The 23,865-nt window shown below is 66.2% G+C and carries 9 protein-coding genes; 2 read left to right on the top strand and 7 right to left on the bottom strand.

Annotation, left to right across the window (positions count from 1 at the left end; translation table 11 throughout):
* Positions 1-5: 5 nt before the first annotated feature.
* The 7 genes from FKZ61_RS04250 to FKZ61_RS04220 all read right to left on the bottom strand — a co-directional run bounded on the left by FKZ61_RS04250 (position 6) and on the right by FKZ61_RS04220 (position 21,070).
* Positions 6-5,990, bottom strand: coding sequence for an Ig-like domain-containing alpha-2-macroglobulin family protein (locus FKZ61_RS04250; protein WP_170199224.1), 5,985 nt, complete (start codon positions 5,988-5,990; stop codon positions 6-8).
* Between the two features lie 41 nt (positions 5,991-6,031).
* The gene (locus FKZ61_RS04245; protein WP_170199222.1) at positions 6,032-8,644 is read right to left on the bottom strand and encodes a penicillin-binding protein 1C; all 2,613 of its coding nucleotides are present in this window, start codon (positions 8,642-8,644) and stop codon (positions 6,032-6,034) included.
* Between the two features lie 568 nt (positions 8,645-9,212).
* Positions 9,213-9,743: an Hsp20/alpha crystallin family protein gene (locus FKZ61_RS04240; protein ID WP_141608822.1), complete on the bottom strand. Its 531-nt coding sequence runs from the start codon at positions 9,741-9,743 to the stop codon at positions 9,213-9,215.
* Positions 9,744-9,864: 121 nt separating this feature from the next.
* Positions 9,865-10,278, bottom strand: coding sequence for an Hsp20/alpha crystallin family protein (locus FKZ61_RS04235; protein ID WP_211358399.1), 414 nt, complete (start codon positions 10,276-10,278; stop codon positions 9,865-9,867).
* Positions 10,279-10,365: 87 nt separating this feature from the next.
* Positions 10,366-10,809: an Hsp20/alpha crystallin family protein gene (locus FKZ61_RS04230; protein ID WP_141608821.1), complete on the bottom strand. Its 444-nt coding sequence runs from the start codon at positions 10,807-10,809 to the stop codon at positions 10,366-10,368.
* Between the two features lie 660 nt (positions 10,810-11,469).
* A complete protein-coding gene (locus FKZ61_RS04225) occupies positions 11,470-20,109 on the bottom strand; it encodes a GH36-type glycosyl hydrolase domain-containing protein (protein ID WP_141608820.1) in 8,640 nt (2,879 codons plus the stop codon).
* Entirely contained in the window at positions 20,075-21,070 is a 996-nt protein-coding gene (locus FKZ61_RS04220) for a universal stress protein (RefSeq protein WP_141608819.1), read from the bottom strand. Before FKZ61_RS04220 ends, FKZ61_RS04225 begins: the two co-directional genes overlap by 35 nt.
* A gap of 872 nt (positions 21,071-21,942) precedes the next feature.
* On the opposite strand from FKZ61_RS04220, the gene FKZ61_RS04215 reads away from it, so the two are divergent.
* The gene (locus FKZ61_RS04215) at positions 21,943-22,716 is read left to right on the top strand and encodes a TerC family protein (protein ID WP_141608818.1); all 774 of its coding nucleotides are present in this window, start codon (positions 21,943-21,945) and stop codon (positions 22,714-22,716) included.
* Positions 22,717-23,148: 432 nt separating this feature from the next.
* Positions 23,149-23,805: a cytochrome c3 family protein gene (locus FKZ61_RS04210; protein ID WP_141608817.1), complete on the top strand. Its 657-nt coding sequence runs from the start codon at positions 23,149-23,151 to the stop codon at positions 23,803-23,805.
* The last annotated feature ends 60 nt before the right edge of the window (positions 23,806-23,865 follow it).

Raw genomic sequence — 23,865 nt, 5'->3', positions numbered from 1 at the left:
TCCCGCTACTCTGTCACCGTAAAAAGCGCCCCGCTGCTGCGTCCCCACACTTCGTTAAAGTACATCTGCTCCGCGTAGGCCGGCAGCACCCGGAACTCGCCGGGGATGCTGGCCCGCACCTGGAAGGTGTACTGGTAGGTGCCAGCCTGCACGTAACTGGCAAAGAGGGCTACCTTGTCGTCGCGAATGTCCACGTTGCTGGGCAGCCAGTAGCGCCAGGCAGGCTGGGGCACCCCCACATCTTCCACCGGTCCGAATTCCGGTCCCTGGTTGGCCAGACTGGTGGTAGCCAGGCTGGTGTCGATGGGCTCCGTGCCGGCGGGGATGGGCACTTCCACCAGCAACTGATGCAGGTCGGTGGGCGCCACGATGGTCACGGTCACGCTGATGACATCCCCCACCGCGGCGCTGCTCACCCCCAGCCGGGGGGACGGGCCAGGCAGGTCGAAGCGCCGATCCACCACGATGCCCCGATCCCGGGCTTCCACCGCCAGGGCGTCCTGGTAGTAGGTCAGGTAGGTGGTGTAGTAGAGCCGTCCTGTATCTCCGGTCCGGTTGAACTGGAGGGCATTGGCCTCGCTGCGCAACAGATCCGCCACCGCCACCTGGAGCCGCACCTTGTCGGTCAGGTTCTCAGGCCCGACGGCGCCGCTGCCCAGTTCCCGGCCGTTGAGTAGCACCGACCAGCTGTAGTCCGCCTGGAGCTCACCGCTGGCCGCCAGCCAGTCGGTGAGGCCGATGATGGACCAGGCGTTTTCCTGGGTGGTGGCCCAACGCCCGTTCTTCCGCTGTTCCATGAGCCAGCGGACTACCTGGGGCAACAGCGGATGCCCCGGATCCAGGCGGGCCAGCGCGCCCAGCACAATGGCCGTGGTGCGCACATCGCTGTTCAGCGTCCACCAATCCACCGTCTCCTCGTGCCAGGAGGCACCCGTGGCCGTGATACGGGCCGCGCCCACCAGATCGTCCAGCAGTGTCTGGGTGCGCACATTCAGGCCGCCATCTTCATCCAGGTTGTCCAGGGCCATGGCCAGGAACGCCTTGCCGTAGTGGCCCAGCCGTTCCCGCACGTCGTAGAGGGTGGCCACCCGCCCCGGATCGCCCTGCCCCATCTCCGACAGCACGAAGTGGGTGAAGGCCATCTCATTCAGACGCCAGTTCTCCTGGACATCCTTCGGGGCCAGGAAGGTGCTCTCCAGATAGTTCACCCCGTTCTGCAGCACCGAGGCCGGCACGGTGTAGCCCATCTCCTGGGCGCTGGAGAGCCCCCACAACACGTAGGTGGTGATGAAGGGAGAACTGGCCTCCCCCGGCCAGAAGCCCCAGCCGCCGTCGGGATTCTGGCGGCTGGTCAGCCGCTGAACGGCGATCCCCACCTGGTAGGAGAGGTTGTTGGAGAGCGCCTCGTTCTCGATGCCCAGGGTCCGCAGGGCCCGCACGGTGAACAGGTTGGGCAGGAAGCGGCTCACCGTCTGCTCGTTGCATTCGTACGGGAAGTGGCGCAGATAGCTCAGCCCATCCACCAGCCCGGCCGCCAGGCTGGGCTCCACGTTCACCACCAGCTGGCCGTTGTCCGTGGCCCCGGCGGGCAGGCGGATGGCTTCCAGCACGCTGCCGGACTCGGCGGGTACTTCGCCGGCCGTCGCCACGGTTTCCGGCGTTTCATAGCGGACCACAGGCAGGGCCACGCGCACGCCATCGGCCAGAGAACCGGCCTGGGCGGTGAAGGTGATCACCACCTGTTCCGCGGTGGAGGGCACCTCCAGCGGGAAGTCGAAGCGGGCCTGGCCGTTGGCATCCAACGTCAGCGACCGGGTGGTCTCCGCCGTCCCCAGGACGCCGCCGCTGACTGCCACGCTGAAGTGTCCCTCGGCCAGGGCCTGGTCGGTGGCGTTCAGCACCACCGCGCCGATCTGGACCCGGTCACCGGCGGTGAAGAAGCGGGGCAGGATGGGGCGGACCTGGAGTTCCTTGGTGGCCACCACGTCGTAGACCGCGTCGCCCACCCGGGTGTCGGCGGTGATGGCCTTTACCGCCAGGCGCCAGGTGGTGAGGTTGTCGGGCAGGGTCACCGCGAACTGCACCTGGCCGTTCTCATCGGTGATCAGGTGGGCCTGCCAGTAGGCGATGTCGGGGAAGTCCTGGCGGATTTCCAGGCCCCCCGGGCCGCCACCACCGCCACCCTTGGCGCCTTCCGAAAGCTGCTGGCTGAGCCGATCCCGGTTGATGACCAGCAACGCGCCCGTGGAGACCGCCAGAGGCCGCTGGGTGTAGAAGACGTCCAACAGGGAGCGGATGTCCCCCTGGGCCAGGCTCAGCACCGCCTTGTCCACCACCGCGGCGCTGAGATCGACGCCGGCCACCGGCTGGCCTGTGCTGTCGGTCACGGTGAGGGTGTAGGTGACGGTGTCGCCGGGGCGGACCGTGGTCGCGGAGGGCGTGATCTGGATGCCCAGCTCCTTCTGGCTGGTGTCCACGGCCAGTTGGACATAGCCCACCCGCATGGCCGGGGTGGGGTTGGTCTCGTCCACCCCTTTCACCAGGATCACCCCCACGTAGACGTTGGGGATATAGTCCGCCGTGATGGGAATTTCCAGGGTCTCGCTGTTGCCGTTCAGGGTGATGACCTGGGATTCCAGCACGCCGCCCCGCTCGATGGTCACCAAAGCCTGGACCGGCCCCTGGAAGGGGCTGGGCACCAGGATCTGGGCCGTGTCGCCGGGCGCGTACAGGGTCCGGTCGGCCACCAGCTCCATGCGGTCATTGTTCTCCCGGGGCCAGGCCACAAATTCCTCGCTGCTGACCCAGATGAAGACGCTGCTGCTCACCGGGTTGCCCCGGTCGTCCTGGCCGGTGGCCACCACCTGGTACTGGCCGCCCCGAGGTGGGGTCCAGGTGATGGCGGCACTTCCCCGCCGGTCGGTGGTGACGGTCTCGGTGAAGACCAGCGTGCGCTCTACGCTGGTGGTCCAGCGGTACGAGCCATCGGCGGCCTGTTCGTAGACGCTGTTCCAGACGAATTCATAGGCCACCACTTCCAGCGTGGCGCCGGGGTAGGGCTCCCCCTGGGGCGTGACGGTGACCAGATCCACGGTGCTGTCCTGCCCCACGGTGACCACATACTCCTGGGGGCTGAGGCCCACGTAGAACTCGCCCTTGTGAACGGGCACGGTGGTGCGGCCGCTGACCCACTGGTTGGTGGGGCTCTGGACGGTGACGTCGAAGGTCCAGTTTTGGCTCTGGGCCACCTGGGCAATATCCGCCGGCAGTTCGATGACGAAGGTGCCGTTGCCGTCGGTGTGCCCCTCCCCCTCCTGGATCAGGCCCAGGTAGAAGAAGGCCTGGTAGGGGTCATAGCGCTCCTGCGCCGGGTCAAAGGGCATGAAGCTGTAGGCACGACCCCGGGGCGCCTGCTCCCAATAGAAGTGGTACGGTTCGCTGAGCAGCCGCCAGGTAACCGGCGCATTGGCCAGGGCGCCTCCGCTGAAGTAGTCGGCCTGGACGGTGATCCGCACGGTGTCGCCCTGGACATACGCCGGCTGGTCGGGTGTGACGGAAATCTGGAACTCTGGCTTCTCGTACGCAGCCACCTGGAAGCTGGTGGCGCCGTAGACGAACTGCTCTGGCGTGACCTGCATGCGGGCTTCCAGGTAGTAGTAGCCGGTGGTGGCTTCCGGCGCCAGGGCCAGCTCCCCGGTGAGGGTACCCACCGAGTCCGGCGTGTACTCCTGGGTGAACACCGCGTTGCCCCGGTCATCCCGGATGGTCACGATGATGGGCAGGTCCGTCGGCGGCAGGCGGTACTGGTCGTCCACCAGCTCCCGCACGATGCCCTTCCAGTAGACGGTCTGGCCGGGCCGGTAGATGGGCCGGTCGGTGTAGAAGTAAGATTGGTAGCGCTCCAGGCTATAGCCGCCGGGCAGGTTGAAGTCCCAGATGGCAATGCCGCTGCTCCATTCGCTGGAGACCACCGCGTAGTCGGCCTCGCCTGGCGTCCCGGCCACAGCCAGCAGGGGAACCCAGTTCCGGTCCGGCGGGAAGGAGAGCTGGGCGGTGGCGACGCCTCCCTCGTCGGTGACGGCCTGGCCCAGGAGTTCACCGTCGGCGTAGAAGCGGATCTCGGTGTCGGGAACGGCCTGGCCGGTCTGAAGGTCGGTCAGCCAGGCCAGGCTGGCGCCGTCCAGACTCTTTTTGACCACCAGGTTGTGGTTGCTGAGGAGCACCACCGCCTGGTATTGACCGGGCGCGGCTTCCTGGGGCGACTGCCCCCGGGGCATGCGGGCTTCCAGCAGGTACGCGCCCGGCGGCAGGACATTGCCGGCTTCATCGGTCAGGGTGATGACCTGGCGAATAGTCACGTTGCGTTCTTCAACCGGTTGGTAGTGGCGGCTCCAGACCCGGTTGGCCTCCGGGTTGGGCACCTGGTAGCTGTCCCACACCTGCCACTGGTTGCTGCCCGTCAACTTGAAGAGCTCGGTTTCGGGCAGCCGGTAGAGGTCCACCTGGATGTCGTCCACGTTGCGGTAGAGCAGGCTGGCCTGGGTCTGGGTATAGGCGCTGAAGTGGGTGAAGCGGTCCAGGCTCAGGCGCACAAAGGGCGGGTAGTCGCCGGTGGTGAAGCTGAAGACATAGTCCTGGCCCAGGGTATTGCCGTACTCGTCGGCAATGGCCGCGCCCACGGTGACGGTGTAGGTGGTGTTGGGCTCCTTGAACCAACTCAGGGTCAGCTCGTTGTTGTATTCGGCATAGTAGCTGTAGACCCGGGTGGTGCTCAGCACCGGGGTGACCGTCACATTCTGCAGCACCAGGGTGGGGCTCACCGGCGCGTTGAAGCGGATGAAGACGCTGCGGTCGGGGGAGACCTTCTCCTCGCCGTCGACGGGATCGGTCAACGCGACGGCGGGGAGGGGCACCACGGTGAACTCCTGGCGGAAGGCGCCACGCAGGCTCCCCTGGCGGCTGGCCGGCTGCGCAGTCTCATCCACCGTGATGACGTAGGTGACGCCGAAGTCCAGGGGCGCGGTGGGGGTGAAGGTCAGGGTGGTGTGGGCGCTGTTCCAGGCCAGTTCACCAGCCAGGGGCGTGGGGTCATCCAGCGGATGGACCGCGAAGGCGGCCTCGGTGCTGGCAGGATCCATGGCCTGGCTGAAGACAACCTGGATGGCGCTGTCGGGGCGAACCAGCTCACCGGCCGGCGTCGCCTGGACCACCGTGGGGGCGGCGGTGGTGAAGGTGAAGACGTAGGGCGCTTCCAGGGTTTCACCGCCCACCGCGCTCACATCCGCCACCGTGGCCCGGTACTGGGTGGCGCCGGCCAGTCCCCGGGCCGGGGTGAAGGCGTAGACGCTGGTGTTCAGCCAGGTGCCGGTCCCTTCCACAGCTGGTTCCAGGGTCAAAGGCTGGGGCAGATTGGCCTGCTCCTCCAGACCCGTGAGGGGGACCACCGGCCGGTTGAAGATCACCACGATTTGGCCGTCGGTGGAGACATCCACCGCGCCGTCCGAAGGCTGGGTGGCGGTCACCTGCAGGGGCAGGGCGGCCATCAGGGAGAGCTCCACCGGCGCGGTCAGAGGGGTACCGGCTGCGGAGCGGGCATCCACGTCCACCCGCAGGGTGTAGCGCTGGCCCGGGATGGGATCTTCCCCGGGGGTGAAGATGATGCGGTTCTCTTCCACCGCCACATCCCCCCCCAGGGCGGGCTCCACAGAAACGCTGGCCGCGCTTTCGGGGTCCATGGGCTGGTCGAAGGTCAGGACGACCGGTCCGCCATGCCAGGAGGCGCCGTCCGGCGGTGTGCTTTCCATCAGGACCGGCGGCAAGGCTGCGGGGGCGGCCTGGCGCGCCGCAGCCGGAAGCATCCGAAGCTCGGTCTTGGGGGTGAAGGCCGCGCCCTGGGTCGACGCAGATGGGCGCCCGGTGCAGGATGCGGTCAGGCCCAGGGTGAAGAGAAGCAGCAGAAGCAAGGGAAGATATCGACGGGTTCTCTGCATGGGAATGCCTCCGGGGTTTGGGTTGATTTGCCGAATTGGGTTCATGGCTGCCTGCTCACCGTCAGGGGCTGGGCATGGGTCAAATCGTCTACCACCACCAGGGCCTGTTCAGAACGGACAACAGGCCCATCCTCAGCCATGCGCCCTTCGAGCCAGAAGTGGTGGGGGCCGGGCTCCAGGGGCCACCAGGCGCTGAGCTGGGCTGCCTGCCGGGCCTCGGCCACGGGAATGCCGTCCATCATCAGACGTAGCTCCGCCCAGGGTCGACCATCCGCCACGTGGCCCGCCACCTGGATGCGCTGCCGTTCCCGGGGTACGCCGGGATGAATGGCGTACCCGGTGTGGGATGTGGGCGCACTCAAGACCAGGGGAGAGGCGTTGGTGGAGGCGTCCACCAGCTGGTCCCGGCCCGGGGCGGAATCCTGGGCCACCGTGGCCGGCGGCGGGATGGGAATGCCCTGGCGCTGCATCCAGTCCCAGTATTCGGGCGGCAACAGCCAGTAGACCCGCTCGGCCACCCGCTCCGGTGGAGTATCCGGCCCGGCCCGCAGGCCGGTGGCCAGGTCCACGGAGATGCGCTGGAACTGGTTGTCCACCTGGGTTGGCTCAGTCCCCCGGATGAAGATCTCCTGGCGGGTCCGGGGGCAGTCCCGGGAGGGCAAGAGGCCGCTGGGCGCGCAGATGGTCACCTGGGTAATCGTCTCCGGCCGGGGGAAGTCCTGGGGCGGCGTCGGGTGGGCCGCCAGCATCAGATCATGCCAGATGGGGCCGGCGCCGTCCACCCCGCTGATGTCCAGCATGGGCGTGTTGTCGGCGTTGCCCACCCAGACGCCCACGATGCGCCGGGTGGAATAGCCGATGGTCCAGTTGTCCCGCCAGTCGGTGGTGGTCCCGGTCTTGACGGCCGCGGGAAAAGGGAGCTCCAGGACGGAGCCCTCGCCGAAGGCCGGGATACGGGCCACCGGGTCGGCCAGGATGTGGGTGATGAGGTAGGCGGTGTCGGGCTGGATGACCTGGGGACCCAGGGTGGCTTCAGGTGCCTGAAAGCCGGGCAGGGGACGGCTGACCCCGTCCACCACTTCCTCGATGGCCAGGATGGCCTGGGGATCCCGGCGATGGCCGTCCAGGAAAATGCCGTAGGCAGCGGTCAACTCCAGCAGTTTCACCTCGCCGCCACCCAGGGTGAGCGCCAGGCCGTACTCGTTGGTGAAGGTGCTGATGCCGGCCTGGGCGGCGATCTGTTCCAGGCTGGGCACGCCGATGCGCTGGAGCACCTTGACTGCGGGAACATTGTAACTGTTGGCCAGGGCGGTGCGCACGCTGACCGGCCCGTGGAACTGGCGGTCGTAGTTCAAGGGCTGGTAGGGCACATTGCCGCCCTGTTCGTCCCGCACGTAGAAGGTGGTGGGCAGATCCGCCAGGATGGAGGCGGGCGTCAGGGGCTGCAGGCCCAGGCGCGCGCTCCACGCGGGATCCAGCGCGGCCGCGTAGGTCAGGGGTTTGATGGCGCTGCCCGGCTGGCGCAGGCTCAACGCGGCGTTGACATTGCCCTGGATGCGGGGGTCGAAGTAGTCCGGGCTGCCCACCATGGCCAGGATCTGCCCCGTCTGGCCATCCAGGACCACCGCGGCGGCGTTGTCCACCCGTCGGTTGGGATCGGTCCGCTCGTCACAGAGGCCGGGGATGCGGCAGTTGAGCAGGTCCAGCCGGTAGCGGATGGACGCTTCGGCCTGGCGCTGCAGGTCCAGGTCCAGGGTGGTATAGACCCGCAGGCCACCATCCCGCAGCCGGTCCGGCCCCAGCCGTTGCGCCAGGATGTCCTGGACGTACATGACAAAGTGGGGGGCCCGGATGTCGAAGAGGCGGGATCGATAGCGGAGGGGTTGGGCCGCGATCTCCTGAACCTGGTCATCGGTCAGATAGCCCGCCTCCCACATGAGGCGCAAGACGGTCAACTGGCGTTCCTTGGCCGCGTCGGGATGCTGGAGGGGGTTGTAGCCGGATGGGTACTGGACCAGGCCGGCCAGCAGGGCACACTCAGCCTGGCTGAGTTGGGCGGCGGGTTTGGCGAAGAAAATCTGGGCCGCGGCCTCGATGCCAAAGGCAAAGTTGCCGTAGTAGGTCTGGTTGAGGTAGAGGGCCAGCAGCTCATCCTTGGTGTACCGGCGTTCCAGTTGCCAGGCCAGCCACGCCTCCCGGATCTTGCGGCGGAGGCTCTGCTGGTAGCGTTCGGCGGGCTCCATCAAGAGGTTCCGGGCCAGCTGTTGGGTCAGGGTGCTGCCGCCGCTGATCACCTCCCGACCTCGCAGGTTCTGCCACACAGCCCGCAGGATGGCCAGGGGGTCAACGCCGGGGTGGAGGTAAAAGCGGCTGTCTTCTGTGGCCAGGGTGGCCTGGATGCAGGCCCTGGGTAGGGTGGAGAGGTCCAGGCTGATCTGCTTGCCCGCGGCCGGGTCGATGACCTCGTAGAGGACGCGGCCGTGGCGATCCAGGATCTGGGTGGTGGGGCGGACCAGCCGCTGCTCCACGGCGCTGACCGGCGGCAGGTCGGCCAGGAGCCAGGTGTACAGGCCATAGCCGCTGGCCACCAGGACGAGGGCCAGGCCCAGGCTCAGACGCAGCCAGAAAGAGCGGCGCCCAAGCCATTTCCTCATATTCATCCCCGGGAGAAAATCTACGTGTCTCATACGTTTTCACAACGAGGGACACACAACAAAAGTTCCGGGGAAATTCTGGCAGCGACGCCGGGATCGGGGCAAACAAAACACCCGGCCGGGTGAATCCACCATCTATCTGAGTCTTTCACTCGCTTTCATTGCGCCACGGGGGATGAAAAATCCGCACCATCCGTAGGTCACGCATCCCTGCGTGACATGGGTTCCCGTCCCGCTGGGTGCGGATGTCCGATCAGGAGACCGGGCCTACCCATTCGGGGCCATCCGTGTTCCATTTTTGACTCCCCTGCAAAAGAGCATTTTTAACGCAAAGGCGCAAGGACACAAAGAAACGCAGGAGAGAATGGCCTGAATCAGCGTTCATCTGTGTGGGTCAGCGTCCTCATTTGACCTTTGTGCAGTAGAGCCATTTTTTCAGGGCCGGATGCCTATTCCACCTATAGGCAACCATCGCGACGCGGAGTCGGCATCCGCAGATGCCGACTCCGCAAATGAACAACACAAATGGAGAACACAAATGGATAACGAGGTGGCGGAAGGCTGGGCCTCAGCCCAACTTGATGGGGATCCGCCAGCGGCGCCCTTGCGCTTCACCAGGCTTGGGCAGGGTGATGGTGAGCACGCCGTTCTTGTAACGGGCGTTCACCTTGTCCGCATCCACCTCGTAGGGCAGCGGGATGGTGCGCTGGAAGGACCCATAGGTGCGCTCCATGCGGTAGTACTGTTCGCCCTGTTCCTCATGCTCGGCCCGCTTTTCGCCGCTGATGGTCAGCAAATTGCCGGAGACGGTGACCTCGATATCATCGGGCTCCATGCCCGGCAACTCGGCCGAAACCCGGATCTCCTTGTCGGTCTCGCTGACATCCACCCGCGGGTTGAAGAGGCCGAAGGACTCGGTCAGCGGCTCCCCAGGCCAGAGGCCGAAGTCGGCGAACTGGCGGAAGAACTCGTCGAACAGGCTGTTGATGGAGCGCTGCAGCTCGTAGATGGGTTCCTGTTCCTCCCGCTTTACCACGACCTGACCACCCCGAGCCTGGTCAGCCCGACGGCGCCAGGGAATCAGATTGGTCAGAGCCATAGAAACATCACCTCCTTATGCGATCTTCCCCGATTTGATTTGATCCACAGATTACACAGATGAACGCAGATGTTCCAGAGAAAGTCTGTGGAATCTGTGGATCATTCCCTCCATGGCTGCGTCAGGCGGCCTTGACCGCAATCTTGCGGGCCTTGGCCGGCGCGGCCTTGGGCAGGCGCAGGCGCAGCACGCCGTTGCTCATGGTCGCCTCAATGTGATCCCGGTCGATCTCGTTGGACAGGGTAAACGTGCGCCGGTAGTCGCCCTCGGCGTACTCGGCGTAGGCCAGGGTGTAGCCGTTGGGCGCCACGGGATCGACCCGGCCGACGATGGTCAGCCGATCCTGCTCCAGGGTAATGTCCACGTTGTTCTCATCCACCCCGGGCATATCCGCCACCACGATTAGATCATCGCCGCTCTCGTAGATGTCCACCCGGGGCACGAAGACCCGACGATCCCGAGTCTGTTCCACGCCGCTTTCCGTGGCTTCCTGTTTGGTGGCCTGTTGGGCCTGCATCTCCGCGTTCATGGCCATGGTAACCCTCCTGTCGAATTTCAAACGTTCCCACCTGGTTGTCATCCAGCCCGCCGGCTGGACCGGCCGGGCCATGGATGCCTGGGGTCAGGCGGCCTTCACCGCAATCTTCTTGGGCTTCTCCTCCTCCAGCCGGGGCAGGGTGACGGTGAGGACGCCGTTCTTGTATGTAGCTTCCACCTTGTTGGCATCCACATCGAAAGGCAGCTGGATGGAGCGGGTGAACTGGCCGTAGCCCCGTTCCCGCCGGTGAACCTTGCCACCCTCCTGGATGGCTTCGGGTTCCCGCTTGCCGCTCAGGGTGAGGACGTTGCCCAGAACCGAAATATTCAGGTCATCCGGGTTGATGCCCGGCAGCTCGGCGGTCACCACAACCCCTTCCTGGTTGGTCCACACGTTCACGGCCGGGTAGGCCGGCGCGGTGGAGACCATGCCCTGACTGAGGTCAGAGAAGAGCCGGTTGATCTCCCGCTGCAGGCGGTTCATCTCCTGCCAGGGCGAGGTATAGCCCCAAAACGGTCGAGTGAGCATGATGCTACCTCCTTCTCACAAGCGCTTCCCACAAGAATCCGAATATGGAACCTTGCGTTGTGTCCGATGGTTTTTGTCAGCGTTTTGCTGCTCCACCGTTGTATTCGCCTACAGCATAGGGCGCGAATGTTAGTGGAAGCGCAAGAGGGACATTATCGTGTTGCTAGATCAACATTATCGGAATGTTTGCGCCAATCCGGCTTCCTTGCCGTGGGGTCACCCCAGACAACGGATCCCTCGAAACACAAAGCGGGGCGGAATGGTCCGGACCATTCCGCCCCGCTTGAGATGGCTTTTTGAGATAGCTTTGACAGCGAGCGCCCAACTATCCCATGGGCAATATCATTAAAATCGACACCACGCTCAACACACTGTACACCATGATGGCAACGCCCAACGGGGCCAATCCACGCAACTTCCAGCTCAAGCGACCGGAAACCTTGCTATTCTGAACCTGCTGGCGCATGCTGTCTGCTTCGAACATCTGTTTCCTCTCATCATGCCTGTCCCATGGCCCCCCGAATGATGATAGGGGATGGGCGTCTGGATGGATTGTCTCTCGCTGCAGACAGTATAGCACCGTTCATGTCCAGATGGCGCGCCAGGATCTTACAATTTCCTGTCAGGTTGACAGGATCAAATCGCCGACGGGCCGATCTGTCAGTTTCCTGTCATTCGCCGCTCCGCATCTCCGTGGGGGCCCGGCGTGCCCATCCGCACCTGGACATGGTGCTCCTGGCCGTCGTCCACCAGGGGGATGGCCCCGTCGGCGGCAGGCTCCCCATCCACCAGAACGGAGGCCACGCCCCGGTTGACGCCGTCTGGATTCTCCACCTGGATGTGATAGCAGGTACGGCCCACCCGATAGCGAAGCTGAAAGCCCGGCCAGTCCCGGGGGATGCACGGGTCGATGCGCAGAAGGTCGCCCCGCCGTTGCACCCCCAGGATGCCCTCCAGGCCCAGACGGTACATCCAGCCGCCCGAGCCCGTGTACCAGGTCCAGCCGCCTCGGCCCGTGTGGGGCGGTTCGCCGTAGACATCCGCGGCCACCACGTAGGGCTCCACCCGGTAGTGGGCGGCCTTCTCCGGTCGGTCGCTGTGGTAGACAGGGTTCAGCAGCCGATACAACCGGCCGGCCCGGTCGCCATCCCCCTGGGCCACGTAGGCCCACACCGTCCAGGTGGCGGCATGGGTGTATTGGCCGCCGTTCTCCCGCACGCCGGGCGGATACCCCTTGATGTAACCGGGATCCCGGGGCGTCTTGTCCAGGGGCGGGGTGAAGAGAAGGATCAGCCGATCCTCTTCGCGCACCAGCCGCTCCGCCACTGCCTCCATGGCCTGGCGGGCCCGCTGGGGATCGCCCCCCTCCGACAGGACCGCCCAGGACTGGGCGATGGCGTCGATCTGGCACTCCCGATTCTGCCGGGATCCCAGGGGCGAGCCGTCGTCGTAGTAGGCCCGGCGATACCAGGCGCCGTCCCAGGCGTGCTCTTCCAGCGCCTGCTGGAGTCGGATAGCCCTCTGGCGGAACTCCCCGGCCCGACCGTCGTCGCCCATCTGCTCGGCGATTTCGGCGAACTGCATCAGGGTGGCGTACAGGAACCAGCCCAGCCAGACGCTCTCGCCCCGGCCGTGGATGCCCACCCGGTTGAAGCCGTCGTTCCAGTCGCCCGCGCCGATGAGGGGCAGGCCATGGGGACCACTGGTGGCGCCCCGGGCGATGGCCCGGCAGCAGTGCTCGTAGAGGGTGTAGCTTTCCTCGGTCAGCGGATAGTGGTCGTAGCGCTCCTCTTCGTTGGCATCCAGCGGCTCACCGTGGCGGAAGGGTACCTTTTCCGCCAGGATGGAACGGTCGCCGGTGACCCGCACGTAGTGGGCCGTGACGAAGGGCAGCCAGAGCAGGTTGTCGGCGATGCGGGTGCGCACCCCGCGGCCAGACGGTGGATGCCACCAGTGGAGCACGTCGCCTTCTTCGAACTGGTGGCGCGCTGCCCGCAGGATGTGTTCCCGGGCCACGTGGGGCGCGGCGTGGAGCACGGCCATGACATCCTGGAGCTGATCCCGGAAGCCGTAGGCCCCGCTGGACTGGTAGAAGGCCGAGCGGCCCCAGATGCGACAGGCCAGGTCCTGGTAGAGGAGCCAGCGGTTGAGGAGCAGATCCATGGCCGGGTCGGGCGTCTGGACCTGGACGGTCCCCAGGAGCTGATCCCAGAATTCGGTGGCCTTTTCCCAGGCAGCTGCCACCGCGTCTGGCTGCTGGAAACGGTCTACCAACGCCAGGGCTTCGTCCCGGTCCTGGCCCTGACCCAGGATGAAGTAGATCTCCTCCACTTCACCCGGCTGGAGGTCCATGTGCAGCTGGATGGCCGCGCAGGGATCCCGGCCTGCCTCCAGGGTACCGGCCAGGCCGATCCGGCTCAGGGCAGCCGGCCGCTCCAGGTCCCCCAGGCGGCCCAGGAACTCGGCCCGGTCGCCGGTGAGGCCGTGGGGCTCCTTGCTGGCGGCCAGGAAGGCCATGCGCCGGCCGAATTCCGCGTTGTAGGGGTTGTGGGCCAGCAGGGCATGGCGCTCGGCGTCGTATTCTGGGATCACATACTGCTGGGTATCGGCCCGGTGAACGCCCAAGACCCACTCGGCGTAGTAGGTGGCGGTGATGCGCCGAACCCGCTGCCAGGTGTTCTCCAGGCGGAGTTGTGCGATCTTCACCGGCGCATCCGGCGCGGCAAAGAGCCGAAGCTCCTGTTTCAGGCCGTGGCTGTGATGGCAGAAAATGGTGTAGCCGGCGCCATGGCGGATGAGGTAGGGTGCGTCGTCGCCGGCAGGTCGGGGCGTGGGCGACCAGACGGCCGCCGTCTCCTCGTCCCGCAGGTAGAGGGCCTCGCCGGGCTCGTCCAGCACCGGATCGTTGCTCCACGGGGTGAGGCGGTTCTCGCCGCTGTTCTCGGCCCAGGAGTAGCCGCCACCCCCTTCGGAGACCAGGAAGCCCAGCTCTGGGTTGGCGATGACGTTGATCCAGGGCGCCGGCGTCCAATGGCCCGAGGGCAGGTAGATGACATACTCCCGGCCGTCGGCGCTGAAACCGCCCCAGCCATTGTCGAACTGCAGATCCCCCGGTCGAGGCAGGGGCGGCGTCTCCTCCGCCGGTTCGTCGTGGCGACGGGTGGGCACCAGGGCCGGCAGGGGCGGGCCGGGCAGGCGCATCTCGGCCAGCTGTTCCTCCAGGGAGCCCCGGGACGCGTCCAGGAGCACCCGGGCCGCGCTGGCCAGCAGCACCCGGTCGGCTTCGGGCATCTGCTGGGCGTTGACCAGGAAGATGCCACCCCGGCGGTTGAGCCAGGCGTCGTTGTCCGTCTGCGCCAGGAGGCGGTGAAGCTGGTCGTGGAGGTCCTGGATGTAGCCGGCCTCCTTCTCGTTCATGATCACCAGGTCGATCTGGAGGCCCCGGTTGCGCCAGTAGGTGTGGGCCCGCAGCAGTTCCCGCACCAGGGGTAATGACGATTCGTCGTGCACCCTCACCAGCAGGATGGGATAGTCGCCGGAGATGGTGTAGGGCCAGAGCCGGGCCTGCCCCTGACTGTTGGCGGCCAGCACGGCCGGCTCGGCCCGCAGGGCAGCATGGGGATAGACGAGCAGGGAGAGCAGCTTCTGGAAGCGCTCCAGGTCGCCCACCTGCAGCTCCAGGTAGCGCATCTCCTGCTCGCTCTGCCCCCGGGCGAGGTCGAAGGCCCGCTGCACCCGGGACCAGGCGTGGTAATAGGAGACCAGGTCCAGCGCTGCCCGCCGGCTCTCGGCGGCCGCGGTGATGTAGGCCACCTCCACGCTGTCGTGGGGGCCCAGCTCGATCTCCTGGGCGATGGCCATCACCGGGTCCAGCACGTTGCCCACCTTGCCGGGCGCCCCCAACTCGCCCCGGGTCAGGGCAGCAGGCCGCCGGGGGGAGCCATCCCGGCCCAGGAAGCTGGCCCGGTCGGTCTCATACCAACCGGTGGCCTCCTGCCCCGGCGACAACACCAGGGCATGGGCCAGGAAGATGGGCCGCTCGTCCGCCGAGCGAGGCCGCCGCTGGAAGAGCAGCGCGTTGAGGTCTGGATGGTACTCGCTGCTGATAAAGAGCTTGTTGAAGGCCGGGTGCCGCCGATCTGTGTTCTGGTCGGCCAGGACCACTTCCCCGTAGCTGCAGAGGAGCAGACGCCGGGGTCGGTCGCTCTGGTTGGTCAGGCGGATGCGGCGGACTTCCACATCCTGTTCGGGCGGCACGGTAATCTCCAGGCTGGCGGCCACCTCCTGGTAGGTGTGGCGAATGTCCGCCATGTGGGGGTAGAAGTGGGTTTCCAGGTGGCCGCCAGCAGTCGCCACGGGCTGGGCCGCCACCGACCACAGCTCGCCGCTCTCCTGGTCCCGCAGGTAGACCCACACCCCCCAGTGGTCCCGGGTGGTATCCGCGCGCCAGCGGGTCAGGTCCCGACCCTGCCAGCGACTGAAGCCACCGCCGGCCCCGGTGATCAGGGTGCCGAAGCGGCCGTTGGAGAGGTAGTGAACCAGGGGGAAGGGATGGCGCGGCGGGGCGGACCAGGGCGCGATGGTGACGGGCGCCTCCACGGCCAGGGCCGCCATGGCCTCCTCTTCGGCCAGCTCTTCCACCGGCACTTCGTGGGGGATCTGCTCGTGGAGCAGCAGGGCCACGCTCTGGATGCGCAGGTCCCGGTGGAAGCGCCGCACAGTGGCCTGATCCCGCAGGTAGTTGGCCAGGGAGAGGAAGATCATCCCCTGGTGGTGGACCATGAAGGAGCGCACCAGGGCGTGCTTCTGGCCCAGGGGCATGCGGGCCGGCGTAAAGTCGATGGCCTCGTAGTAGCCGTAGGTGCCCAGCATGCCCAGCTCGTTGAGGTGCTGCAGATTCTCGACGACCGCCTTGGGGCGAATGGGCAGGGCCAACAGGGAGGCATACGGCGCCACCACCAGGTCCTCGCCCAGGCCCCGCTTGAAGCCCAGGCCGGGCACGCCGAAGGCCCGGTACTGGTAGTTCATGGCGTTGTCGAACTGGTAGAAGCCAGATTCGGAGATGCCCCAGGGAATGTTGTTCTTCTGGCCGTAGGCGATCTGATAGTCCACCACCCGTATGCAGCTCTGGCCCAGCAAGGTGTTGGCCGGGTGCTCCATGAGCAGCATGGGCATCAGGTACTCGAACATGGTGCCGCTCCAGGAGAGGAGCACCTCGCCCCCGTCGATCCGGGTGAAGGGGCGGGCCAGGTGGAGCCAGTGGCGCTGGGGCACGTCCCCCTTGGCGATGGCCACCAGGCTGGCGATGCGAGCCTCGGACGCCAGCAGGTCGTAGTAGTTGGCGTCGGGCCGGCCGGTATCCACGTTGAAGCCGATGCGGAAAACCCGGCGCCGGGGATCATAGAGGAAGGCAAAGTCCATCCGCCGCAGCCACTCTTCGGCCGCGTCCACCACCTCCCGATACTGCTCCAGGAACATCTGGGCGTTGCGCCGGGCCGTGTCCAGGGCTTCGTCCAGCTCCTGGCACCAGGCCCGAATCGCCTCGGCATCGGCCGGGGCATCCTCTCCCGGGGCCAGGTGGCTGCGCAGAGATTCCAGCGCAGCGGCTGCCTCATCGCACAGGGCCGGGATCTGGTTCAGGCGGGGGCAAAGGGGCAGGGCCTCCTGCAGGGCCTGCCAGCGGGAGCCCAGTTCGCCCGCGGCCAGGCGCAGGGCATCCGGCGCCTGGGGCAGGAGGCGGCTCCAGGGCGTCAGGGCGTCCAGCTCCCGCTGCATGATGGAAAGCTGGGCGTGGAGCCGGTCGATCCAGGTGCGCAGCCGGTGCAGCAGCGCCGGGTCCACCTCCTCCAGGTCCGCCTCCAACAGGGCCAGGACCCGGCGGTCCAGCTCGGTGCGGTAGGTCTGGGTGAAGCGGGCCACCAGCGCCACCTGGCCGTCCAGGTCGTCTTCCACCCCGTGGACCTCGGCGCGGGCTTCGTCCATCCACTGCTGGATGGCCTCTACCTGGGCGGGGGCCACCGATGCCAGGCGGGCCACCTCATCGTGGATGACGGTGAGGGTGTCCAGCAGGCCCTGCCAGCGCTTCCAGTCCATCACCCGGGCGTTCATCACCTCCAGGCAGCCTTCCCGCAGCGCGATGAGACAGCCGGCCAGGTTGCCGCTGTCCACGGTGGAGACGTAGCGGGGCGGCAGGGGGGTCAGGCTGCGGGTGTCGTACCAGTTGAGCAGATGCCCCCGGTAGCGCTCCAGCCGGTCCAGGGTGGCGAAGGTGTTCTGCAGCCGGGCCACCAGGTCCAGGATGCCCACGTAGCCGAAGTCGTAGGCGGCCAGGGTCGAGAGCAACGCCAGGCCGATGTTGGTGGGCGAGGTACGGTGGGCCACCAGCCCCCGGGGCGACTCCTGGAAATGATCCGGCGCCAGCCAGTGATCCTCTGGCCCCACGAACTGCTCGAAGTAGAGCCAGGTGCGCCGGGCCAGCTTGCGCAATTCCTGGAGCTCCTGGGGGGCCAGGCTCTCCTGTTGCTGGACCAGGGGCTGATCCAGCCAGTAGGCCACCTGGGGCGCAACCAGCCAGGCCAGGAGGAAGGGCGCGGCGGCCAGCCAGGCAAAGTGCGTCAGCCCGCCCAGCAGGACGATAGCCACCACCAGGAGGGGACTGTTGGCCATGCGTAGCCAGTGGCGCAGGGGCCCGGTGTTGCTGCCCAGGATCCGGGCCATGTGGGCCGAGGTGGTCCACTGGAGCAAATGGCGCCGGGTGATGGTCAGGCGGACCAGGGTGATGCCGATGGCGTGGAGGGTGACCAGGGCCTCGTGGGCCAGGAAGATCAGGGAGAGCAGCCAGCGGGCGCCGGAGTCGACCACGACGCGACGCAGGCCGTTCCAGGTGACGGTGTCCAGGATGTTGACCAGGGTGGGCACCCCCGGTGCCAGCACGGCGGCCAGGGTCCACAGCCAGGCCGAGCCAGGCAGCCAGAACCACCCGGCCACCAGCAAGGCCAGCAAGGTAGGCGCGAAGAGGCTGCGCCGCAGGTTGTCCACAATCTTCCAGCGGTCGATGAGGGAGAAGTAGTTGGGCACCTTCCGGCCGTCGCTCAGGGGCACCTTGGGCATGAGCCAGGGCAAGAGCTGCCAGTCGCCCCGCACCCAGCGGTGGAGGCGGGCCATGTAGGCCAGGTAGTTGGGCGGGTAATCCTCGAAGAGCACCACATCGGTCACCAGGCCGGCCCGGCCGTTGATGCCTTCGAAGAGGTCGTGGCTCAACAGGCTGTTCTCCAGGCGCCGGCCCTGGAGACTGCGCTCGAAGGCAGCCACATCGTAGATGCCCTTGCCCACATAGATGCCCTCGCCGAAGAGGTCCTGGTAGACGTCGGAGACGGCCAGGGTGTAGAGGTCGAAGCCGCTGTCGCCGCCAAAGATGCGCACAAAGCGAGAGCGGTTGACCACCATGGGCGAGAGCTGAACCCGGGGCTGCAGGATGGTGTAGCCGGCCACCACCTCGCCGCTCTCGGGGTCGAAGGTGGCCCGGTTCAGGGGGTGGGCCAGGGTCGCCACCAGCCGCCGGGCGCTACCTCGCCAGAGGATGGTGTCCGCGTCCAGGGTGATCACGTACTTGACCTTGGACAGGATCGAGCGGTCGCCCACGAAGGTGTAGGGCGAGAAGGGTTCCCGGCCCAGGATCATGAGGTTGAGTTCGCCCAGCTTGCCCCGCTTGCGTTCCCAGCCCATCCACACCCCCTCCTGGGGGTTCCAGGTCCGCCGGCGATGGAAGAGGTAGAAGGGGCCGGGTGTCTCCCGGCGGTAGCGGGCGTTGAGCTCCTCGATGCCGGCCTGGACCTGGGCCAGGAGCGCCGCGTCGCCGGGCAGCTCTTCCTGATCGGCGTCGGCAAAGTCGGTCAGCAGGGCAAAGTGGAGGTTGGGATCGCCGTTGGCCAGATAGTGCTGTTCCAGCTGGCGCAGCAGCTCCGTGACCTCCTCCTGGTCGGTCAAGAGGGCCGGCACAGTCACCAGGGTGGTGTACTCCGCCGGGATGCCCTCGTCGAAATCCATTTTGGGCAGGCGACTGGGCGGCACCACCCGGGTGACCACGCCGTTGACCAGGTTGACGGCCACGGTGGTGGCCGGCACCAGGGTCAGGAGGGCCACAGCCACCAGCTGGAGCCAGCTGCCCCCCTGGCGCCAGGCGTAGGCCACGAAGAGCAGCACCAACAGGGCAGTGAGCAAGGCGATGGGGGTCAGGTAGACTGGGGTGGGGTGGGCGCGCAGCCAGCGCCCCATGCGTCGCCACCAGGAGGGGCGATAGCCCAGGTGTTGCTCCAGCAGAGGGCGACCTGCATCTACCAGGTAGTAGCCCACATGGGCCAGGCGCCCGGGATCTTGCTGGCCGTCGCCCATCTGGCTCTGGGCCAGGGCCACGGCCGCCTGGGCCACCTCCTCCTCGGGCCGGCCGATGGCCAGGGCCAGTTTCTCCACCTCTTTGCGGTAGGTATCCCGGGTGTCGAAGTCCATCTGGCCGTAGACGCCGGCCGGGTCGCTGCGCAGGACCTGTTCAGCCCGGTTGACTTCCTCGAAGAACTCCTTCCAGTCCTGGGCAGCCAGGGTTCGCAGGCTGAGGATGGTGCGGGCTACGGCTTCCTCATCCCGCAGGGCGAGGGAGTCGCTCCAGGCGTGGATGGCGGCTTCCTGGGGCTTCTGGGCCAGGCCTGCGGCCCGGGCCACCACGCCGGCCAACGCCTCCACCATGCTCAGCCGCAGCATCACGGGGATGGCCCAGACCTCGCCTATGGTCAGGGGCGTCGTCTCCTGGTAGGCGCGCAGGAAGCGTACAATGCGCTCCGGTTCCAGGTGGAGTTCACAGGCCCGGGCCAGCTCCACCGCCAGGTTGTAGACCCGGGGGACGTCGGTTTCGCCCGGGGTGGAAAGCTTGGGCAATTGGGCATAGTAGCGGGCCGGCATGTCCTCCTGGATCTGACGGATGGTCTGCCGGACCACGTAATAGTTGTCCAGAAGCCACTCGGCGACCCGGGAGCGTTGCCAGCGTTCATCGCCCGCCTGACTGGCAAAGTGGCTGTGGGCCTGGGTCAGCAACTCCTCGCACCCGTCCAGGCGTTCCCGCAGCCAACCGCGCCGGCCCGGGCCGCGACGTGGCGCGGCCCGGGCCTCTGCCACCTGCCGCGCCACGTCCTCCAACGACTGGGGCGCTCCTCCCTCGGCCGGGGCCTCCTGGTCCGCCGGGCCGGCGGTCGAGGGAGCGGCCTGGGATGGATTTTCACTCTGTTGGGTGGGCGCTTGTGCGGCTGACATGAATGCGTACTCCTCCTTGCTGGTGTGCAATGTGTTCGGCAAACAGCAGCGCCTGTTGGTCCGGACCCAGGTCCTGGACGATCAACAAGGGGGTGGTGCCGTACATGATGAAATTGGCGGTGACACTGCCCACGGGCCAGCGGGGCTGGCCGGAATAGCCGTGGGCGCTCAAAATGACCAGGTCGATGGACTCTTCCATCACCAGGTCGTGGAGGGCCGCCTCCACGTCGTCGCTGACCAGCAGGTGTCGACTGGTATTAGACGGCAACCGGGCGGCCAGTTGTTCCAGATAGGCTTCGGCCTCCCGCCGGTTGCGCTCCCGCACCTGCTCCACCAGTTGTCGATCCTGGGCCGAGAGGGGCTCCCGGGCCACCAGCTCCAGCTGGGGCAAGACGTGGGCCACCACCAGGGTGGCGTCGCTGGCTTCGGCCAGGGCGGTGGCGGCCGCCAGCACATTTTCGGCCCGGACGGATCCATCCAGGGGCAGCAAGATGCGGCGATAGCGGAACTCACCCAGTTCGCACAGCTCGGTGCGATAGGCCCGGACGATCAGGAGCGATGTGATGGCCCGCTGCACCACCTTGTGGACCAGGTTGCTCACGTTCCAGGGATTCAGGCCGGACTTGCCATGGCTGCTGAGCACGATCAGGTCCACCGCCTGGCTGCGGGCAAAGTCGATGATGGTCTGGGCCGGTTCACCTTCCAGGATCACCTTCTCGGTCTCGACACCCACCGCGGCCAGCCGTTTGCCCACCTCGTCCAGATAGGCCTGGAATTCGCTTTTGCGCAGGTGCCATTCCAGGGGATCCACCGGGCGGTCCTGCTCGGCGAAGCCTTCGTCATCCAGAACGTGGAGCAGGGTCACCCGGGCCTGAAAGCTCCGGGCAAAGGCCACCACGTGGGGCAGGACACACTCGGCCAGGGCTGACCCATCCAAAGGAACCAGCAAATGGGTAAACATGTAATACCTCCCAGGTAATCATAACAGAGCATGCAGCCGGTCTCAAGGCCGGGGCGACGGCAAGGGTCGGCCCCAGACCGCCGGAGACGACAGGCAGCGTCCCCATCCCTTCGGGCGTTCACCGGGGAAATGCCGGGAAAACACCGGAAAACAAAGGTCCTGGCCACCTGAAGTAGCCAGGACCCAAACTGACAGCCGTGGAAACCCGGGGTGAGGCGTATCCCATCTGCTTCCAAACCAGGTCGTGATGCCGTTGTGCAGGTACGTCAGTTGGGCCGTTCAGCTACTTCATGGGCAGCCGCAGGTCACTTCCTGCCTGAAAGGCCACACGACATTCGTCTATCTACTTTAGCGGTTTTACGGCCTTCATGCCATATGCAAAACATCAGAGCTTTGTTTGAATTGGATTAGCGCCCGCTGCTGCAGCGACGGCTGCGCAGCTACGAGCTGCGCCTACGACGGGGTACCCGTTCCCGCAGGGGCGGGCCCCCACGGGAAGTGGCCCCTACCGTAGGTGCGGCTCCCAGCCGCACGCTGTTACCCGCCCCAGGTAGATGAAGGGACGGTGACGGCTGCGCTATATATAGGGGCGAATCATGATTCGCCCCTGCCGCCTACGACGGGGTACCCGTTCCCGCAGGGGCGGCTACCAGCCGCCCGTTGGTGCCACATCCCGGCAGACGAAAGAATGACGACAGTCCCCGTCGGGGCGGGCCCCCGTGCCCGCCCGATGTCCCTGTGGAGTCTGTGGTTTCTTCAGAGAAGTCTTGGAAAGATTTGGCGAATTGCCCGGGGGGCGAATAAACTGGGGCGCATCACGTGGCCTGGATCGGACTGTAGAAACCTGCTGCGCAGCACCAGAGAGGATGCTTATGGACGAACTTTTCACCGCTCAAAACCTGATCGCCCTGCTCACCCTGACCGCCCTGGAGATTGTCCTGGGCATCGACAACGTCATCTTCATCGCCATTCTGGCCGGCAAGCTGCCCGAACATCAGCGGGCCCGGGCCCGTACCTTGGGCATCGGGCTGGCAGTCGTAACCCGGATCCTGCTCCTGCTGACCATCACCTGGATCATGCGCCTGACCTACCCGCTCTTCTCCCTTCTGGGCAACGACCTGTCGGGCCGGGATCTGATCCTCCTGTTGGGTGGCCTCTTTCTCATCGGCAAAAGCACCTTTGAAATTCACGAAAAGTTGGAAGCCGTGGAACATGGCTCGGCGGCTCGGGTGGCGGTGGCTTCCCTGGCCGCCGTCATTGCCCAGGTCGTCCTCATCGACGTGGTTTTCTCCCTGGACTCGGTCATCACCGCCGTGGGCATCTCCGGCAACCTGTGGGTTATGATCCCGGCCATCCTGGTGGCGGCCGTGGTGATGGTGGCCTTCGCCGGCGCCATCGGCCGCTTTGTGGAGCAACACCCCACCATGAAGATCCTGGCCCTGGCCTTCCTGATCCTGATCGGCACCCTGTTGGTCATCGAGGGCTGGAACAGCGAGCTGGTCCACCAATATCATCTGAAAAATTACGCCTATTTCGCCATGGCCTTTTCCTTTATCGTGGAGATGATCAATATCCGTGTCCGCAAACAGGCGGAGCCCATCTCCCTCCACAACCGTCCCCGGGTGGCCGAGGGCGGCCTGGACTGACCCATTACTCACTCACTTGGGGCGGGCAAGTCCCGCCCCACCCCTTCTGCTTCTGCCCGCGCCCGAAAAGCCTGAAAATTGACGGTTGCAAGCCATCCTTGCCCTATGGTAAGATGGTCCCAACCTGGCACGGAAGGGAGTCCCTGCCGGGCCTTGGCATTGTCCTTCCGTCATTGAGTCCCCTTTCCGGTTGATCCGGCCATCGGCCCGGGTATCAACCACACCCACAAACCGGGGTCGGTGCATTCCGGCATCCATACCACGGTCAAGCTTCCGGGATCTGGCTCCTGGCATTGCCTCGAGCACACTTCGTCCTGGATGGAATCTGGGTGGAAATTGACGAGTCCCACCCTGCCGGGATAGCCCACCCCACCATGTCGGGCCTGTCGCCCCTGGGCTGTCGTATCGTTGTGACCGTAGGGAGCTGTGGCTATGGGGCAGATCTTCCATCCCAGCACCAACACCTTTTCCAAGGTCAGCATCTTTGGCGCAGTCTTCTTCCTGGCCGGTGTGGCCGCGTTTGCCCTCATGTTCCTGCGCTCCAGCTACGTGACCGGTGTGGGGGTGGTGGAACCCCAGCCCGTGCCCTTCAGCCATGCCCACCATGTGGGCGGCCTGGGGCTGGACTGCCGCTACTGTCACACCGCAGTGGAGGATTCCTCCTTCGCCGGCCTCCCCCCCACCCACACCTGCATGACCTGCCACTCCCAGATCTGGAACACCAGCCCCATGCTGCAGCCCGTGCGCGAAAGCTACGCCACCGATCAGCCCCTGGCCTGGAACCGGGTCCACAACCTCTCCGACTTCGTCTACTTCAACCACAGCATTCACGTGCAAAAGGGTATCGGCTGTGCCACCTGCCATGGCCCGGTAGACCAGATGCCCCTCATGTGGAAGGCCGAGCCCATGACCATGGAGTGGTGCCTGGACTGCCACCGCCAGCCGGAACGTTACATCCGGCCCCGGGAAGAGGTCTTCAACATGCGCTATGAGCCCCCGCCAGATCAGTTGGCCCTGGGCACCCAGTTGGTGGAGGAATATGGGATCGAGAAGGCTCGTTTGACTGACTGTTACGTCTGCCACCGCTAACGGCGTAGGTCTCGCATTTTTGCGTGACAGGGGGGATGGAACCCTGGCCCCCCTGTCCGG

It is taken from the genome of Litorilinea aerophila, assembly GCF_006569185.2.
Lineage (GTDB): Bacteria > Chloroflexota > Anaerolineae > Caldilineales > Caldilineaceae > Litorilinea > Litorilinea aerophila.
Note: the sequence above shows the minus strand (reverse complement) of the source record. Positions and strands in the feature narration are given on the sequence as shown.

What these genes read in the sequence shown, in the direction of transcription:
- FKZ61_RS04250 (WP_170199224.1), bottom strand. Translation starts at nt 5,990, where the DNA reads ATGCAGAGAACCCGTCGATATCTTCCCTTGCTTCTGCTGCTTCTCTTC.
- FKZ61_RS04245 (WP_170199222.1), bottom strand. Translation starts at nt 8,644, where the DNA reads ATGAGGAAATGGCTTGGGCGCCGCTCTTTCTGGCTGCGTCTGAGCCTG.
- FKZ61_RS04240 (WP_141608822.1), bottom strand. Translation starts at nt 9,743, where the DNA reads ATGGCTCTGACCAATCTGATTCCCTGGCGCCGTCGGGCTGACCAGGCT.
- FKZ61_RS04235 (WP_211358399.1), bottom strand. Translation starts at nt 10,278, where the DNA reads ATGGCCATGAACGCGGAGATGCAGGCCCAACAGGCCACCAAACAGGAA.
- FKZ61_RS04230 (WP_141608821.1), bottom strand. Translation starts at nt 10,809, where the DNA reads ATGCTCACTCGACCGTTTTGGGGCTATACCTCGCCCTGGCAGGAGATG.
- FKZ61_RS04225 (WP_141608820.1), bottom strand. Translation starts at nt 20,109, where the DNA reads ATGTCAGCCGCACAAGCGCCCACCCAACAGAGTGAAAATCCATCCCAG.
- FKZ61_RS04220 (WP_141608819.1), bottom strand. Translation starts at nt 21,070, where the DNA reads ATGTTTACCCATTTGCTGGTTCCTTTGGATGGGTCAGCCCTGGCCGAG.
- FKZ61_RS04215 (WP_141608818.1), top strand. Translation starts at nt 21,943, where the DNA reads ATGGACGAACTTTTCACCGCTCAAAACCTGATCGCCCTGCTCACCCTG.
- FKZ61_RS04210 (WP_141608817.1), top strand. Translation starts at nt 23,149, where the DNA reads ATGGGGCAGATCTTCCATCCCAGCACCAACACCTTTTCCAAGGTCAGC.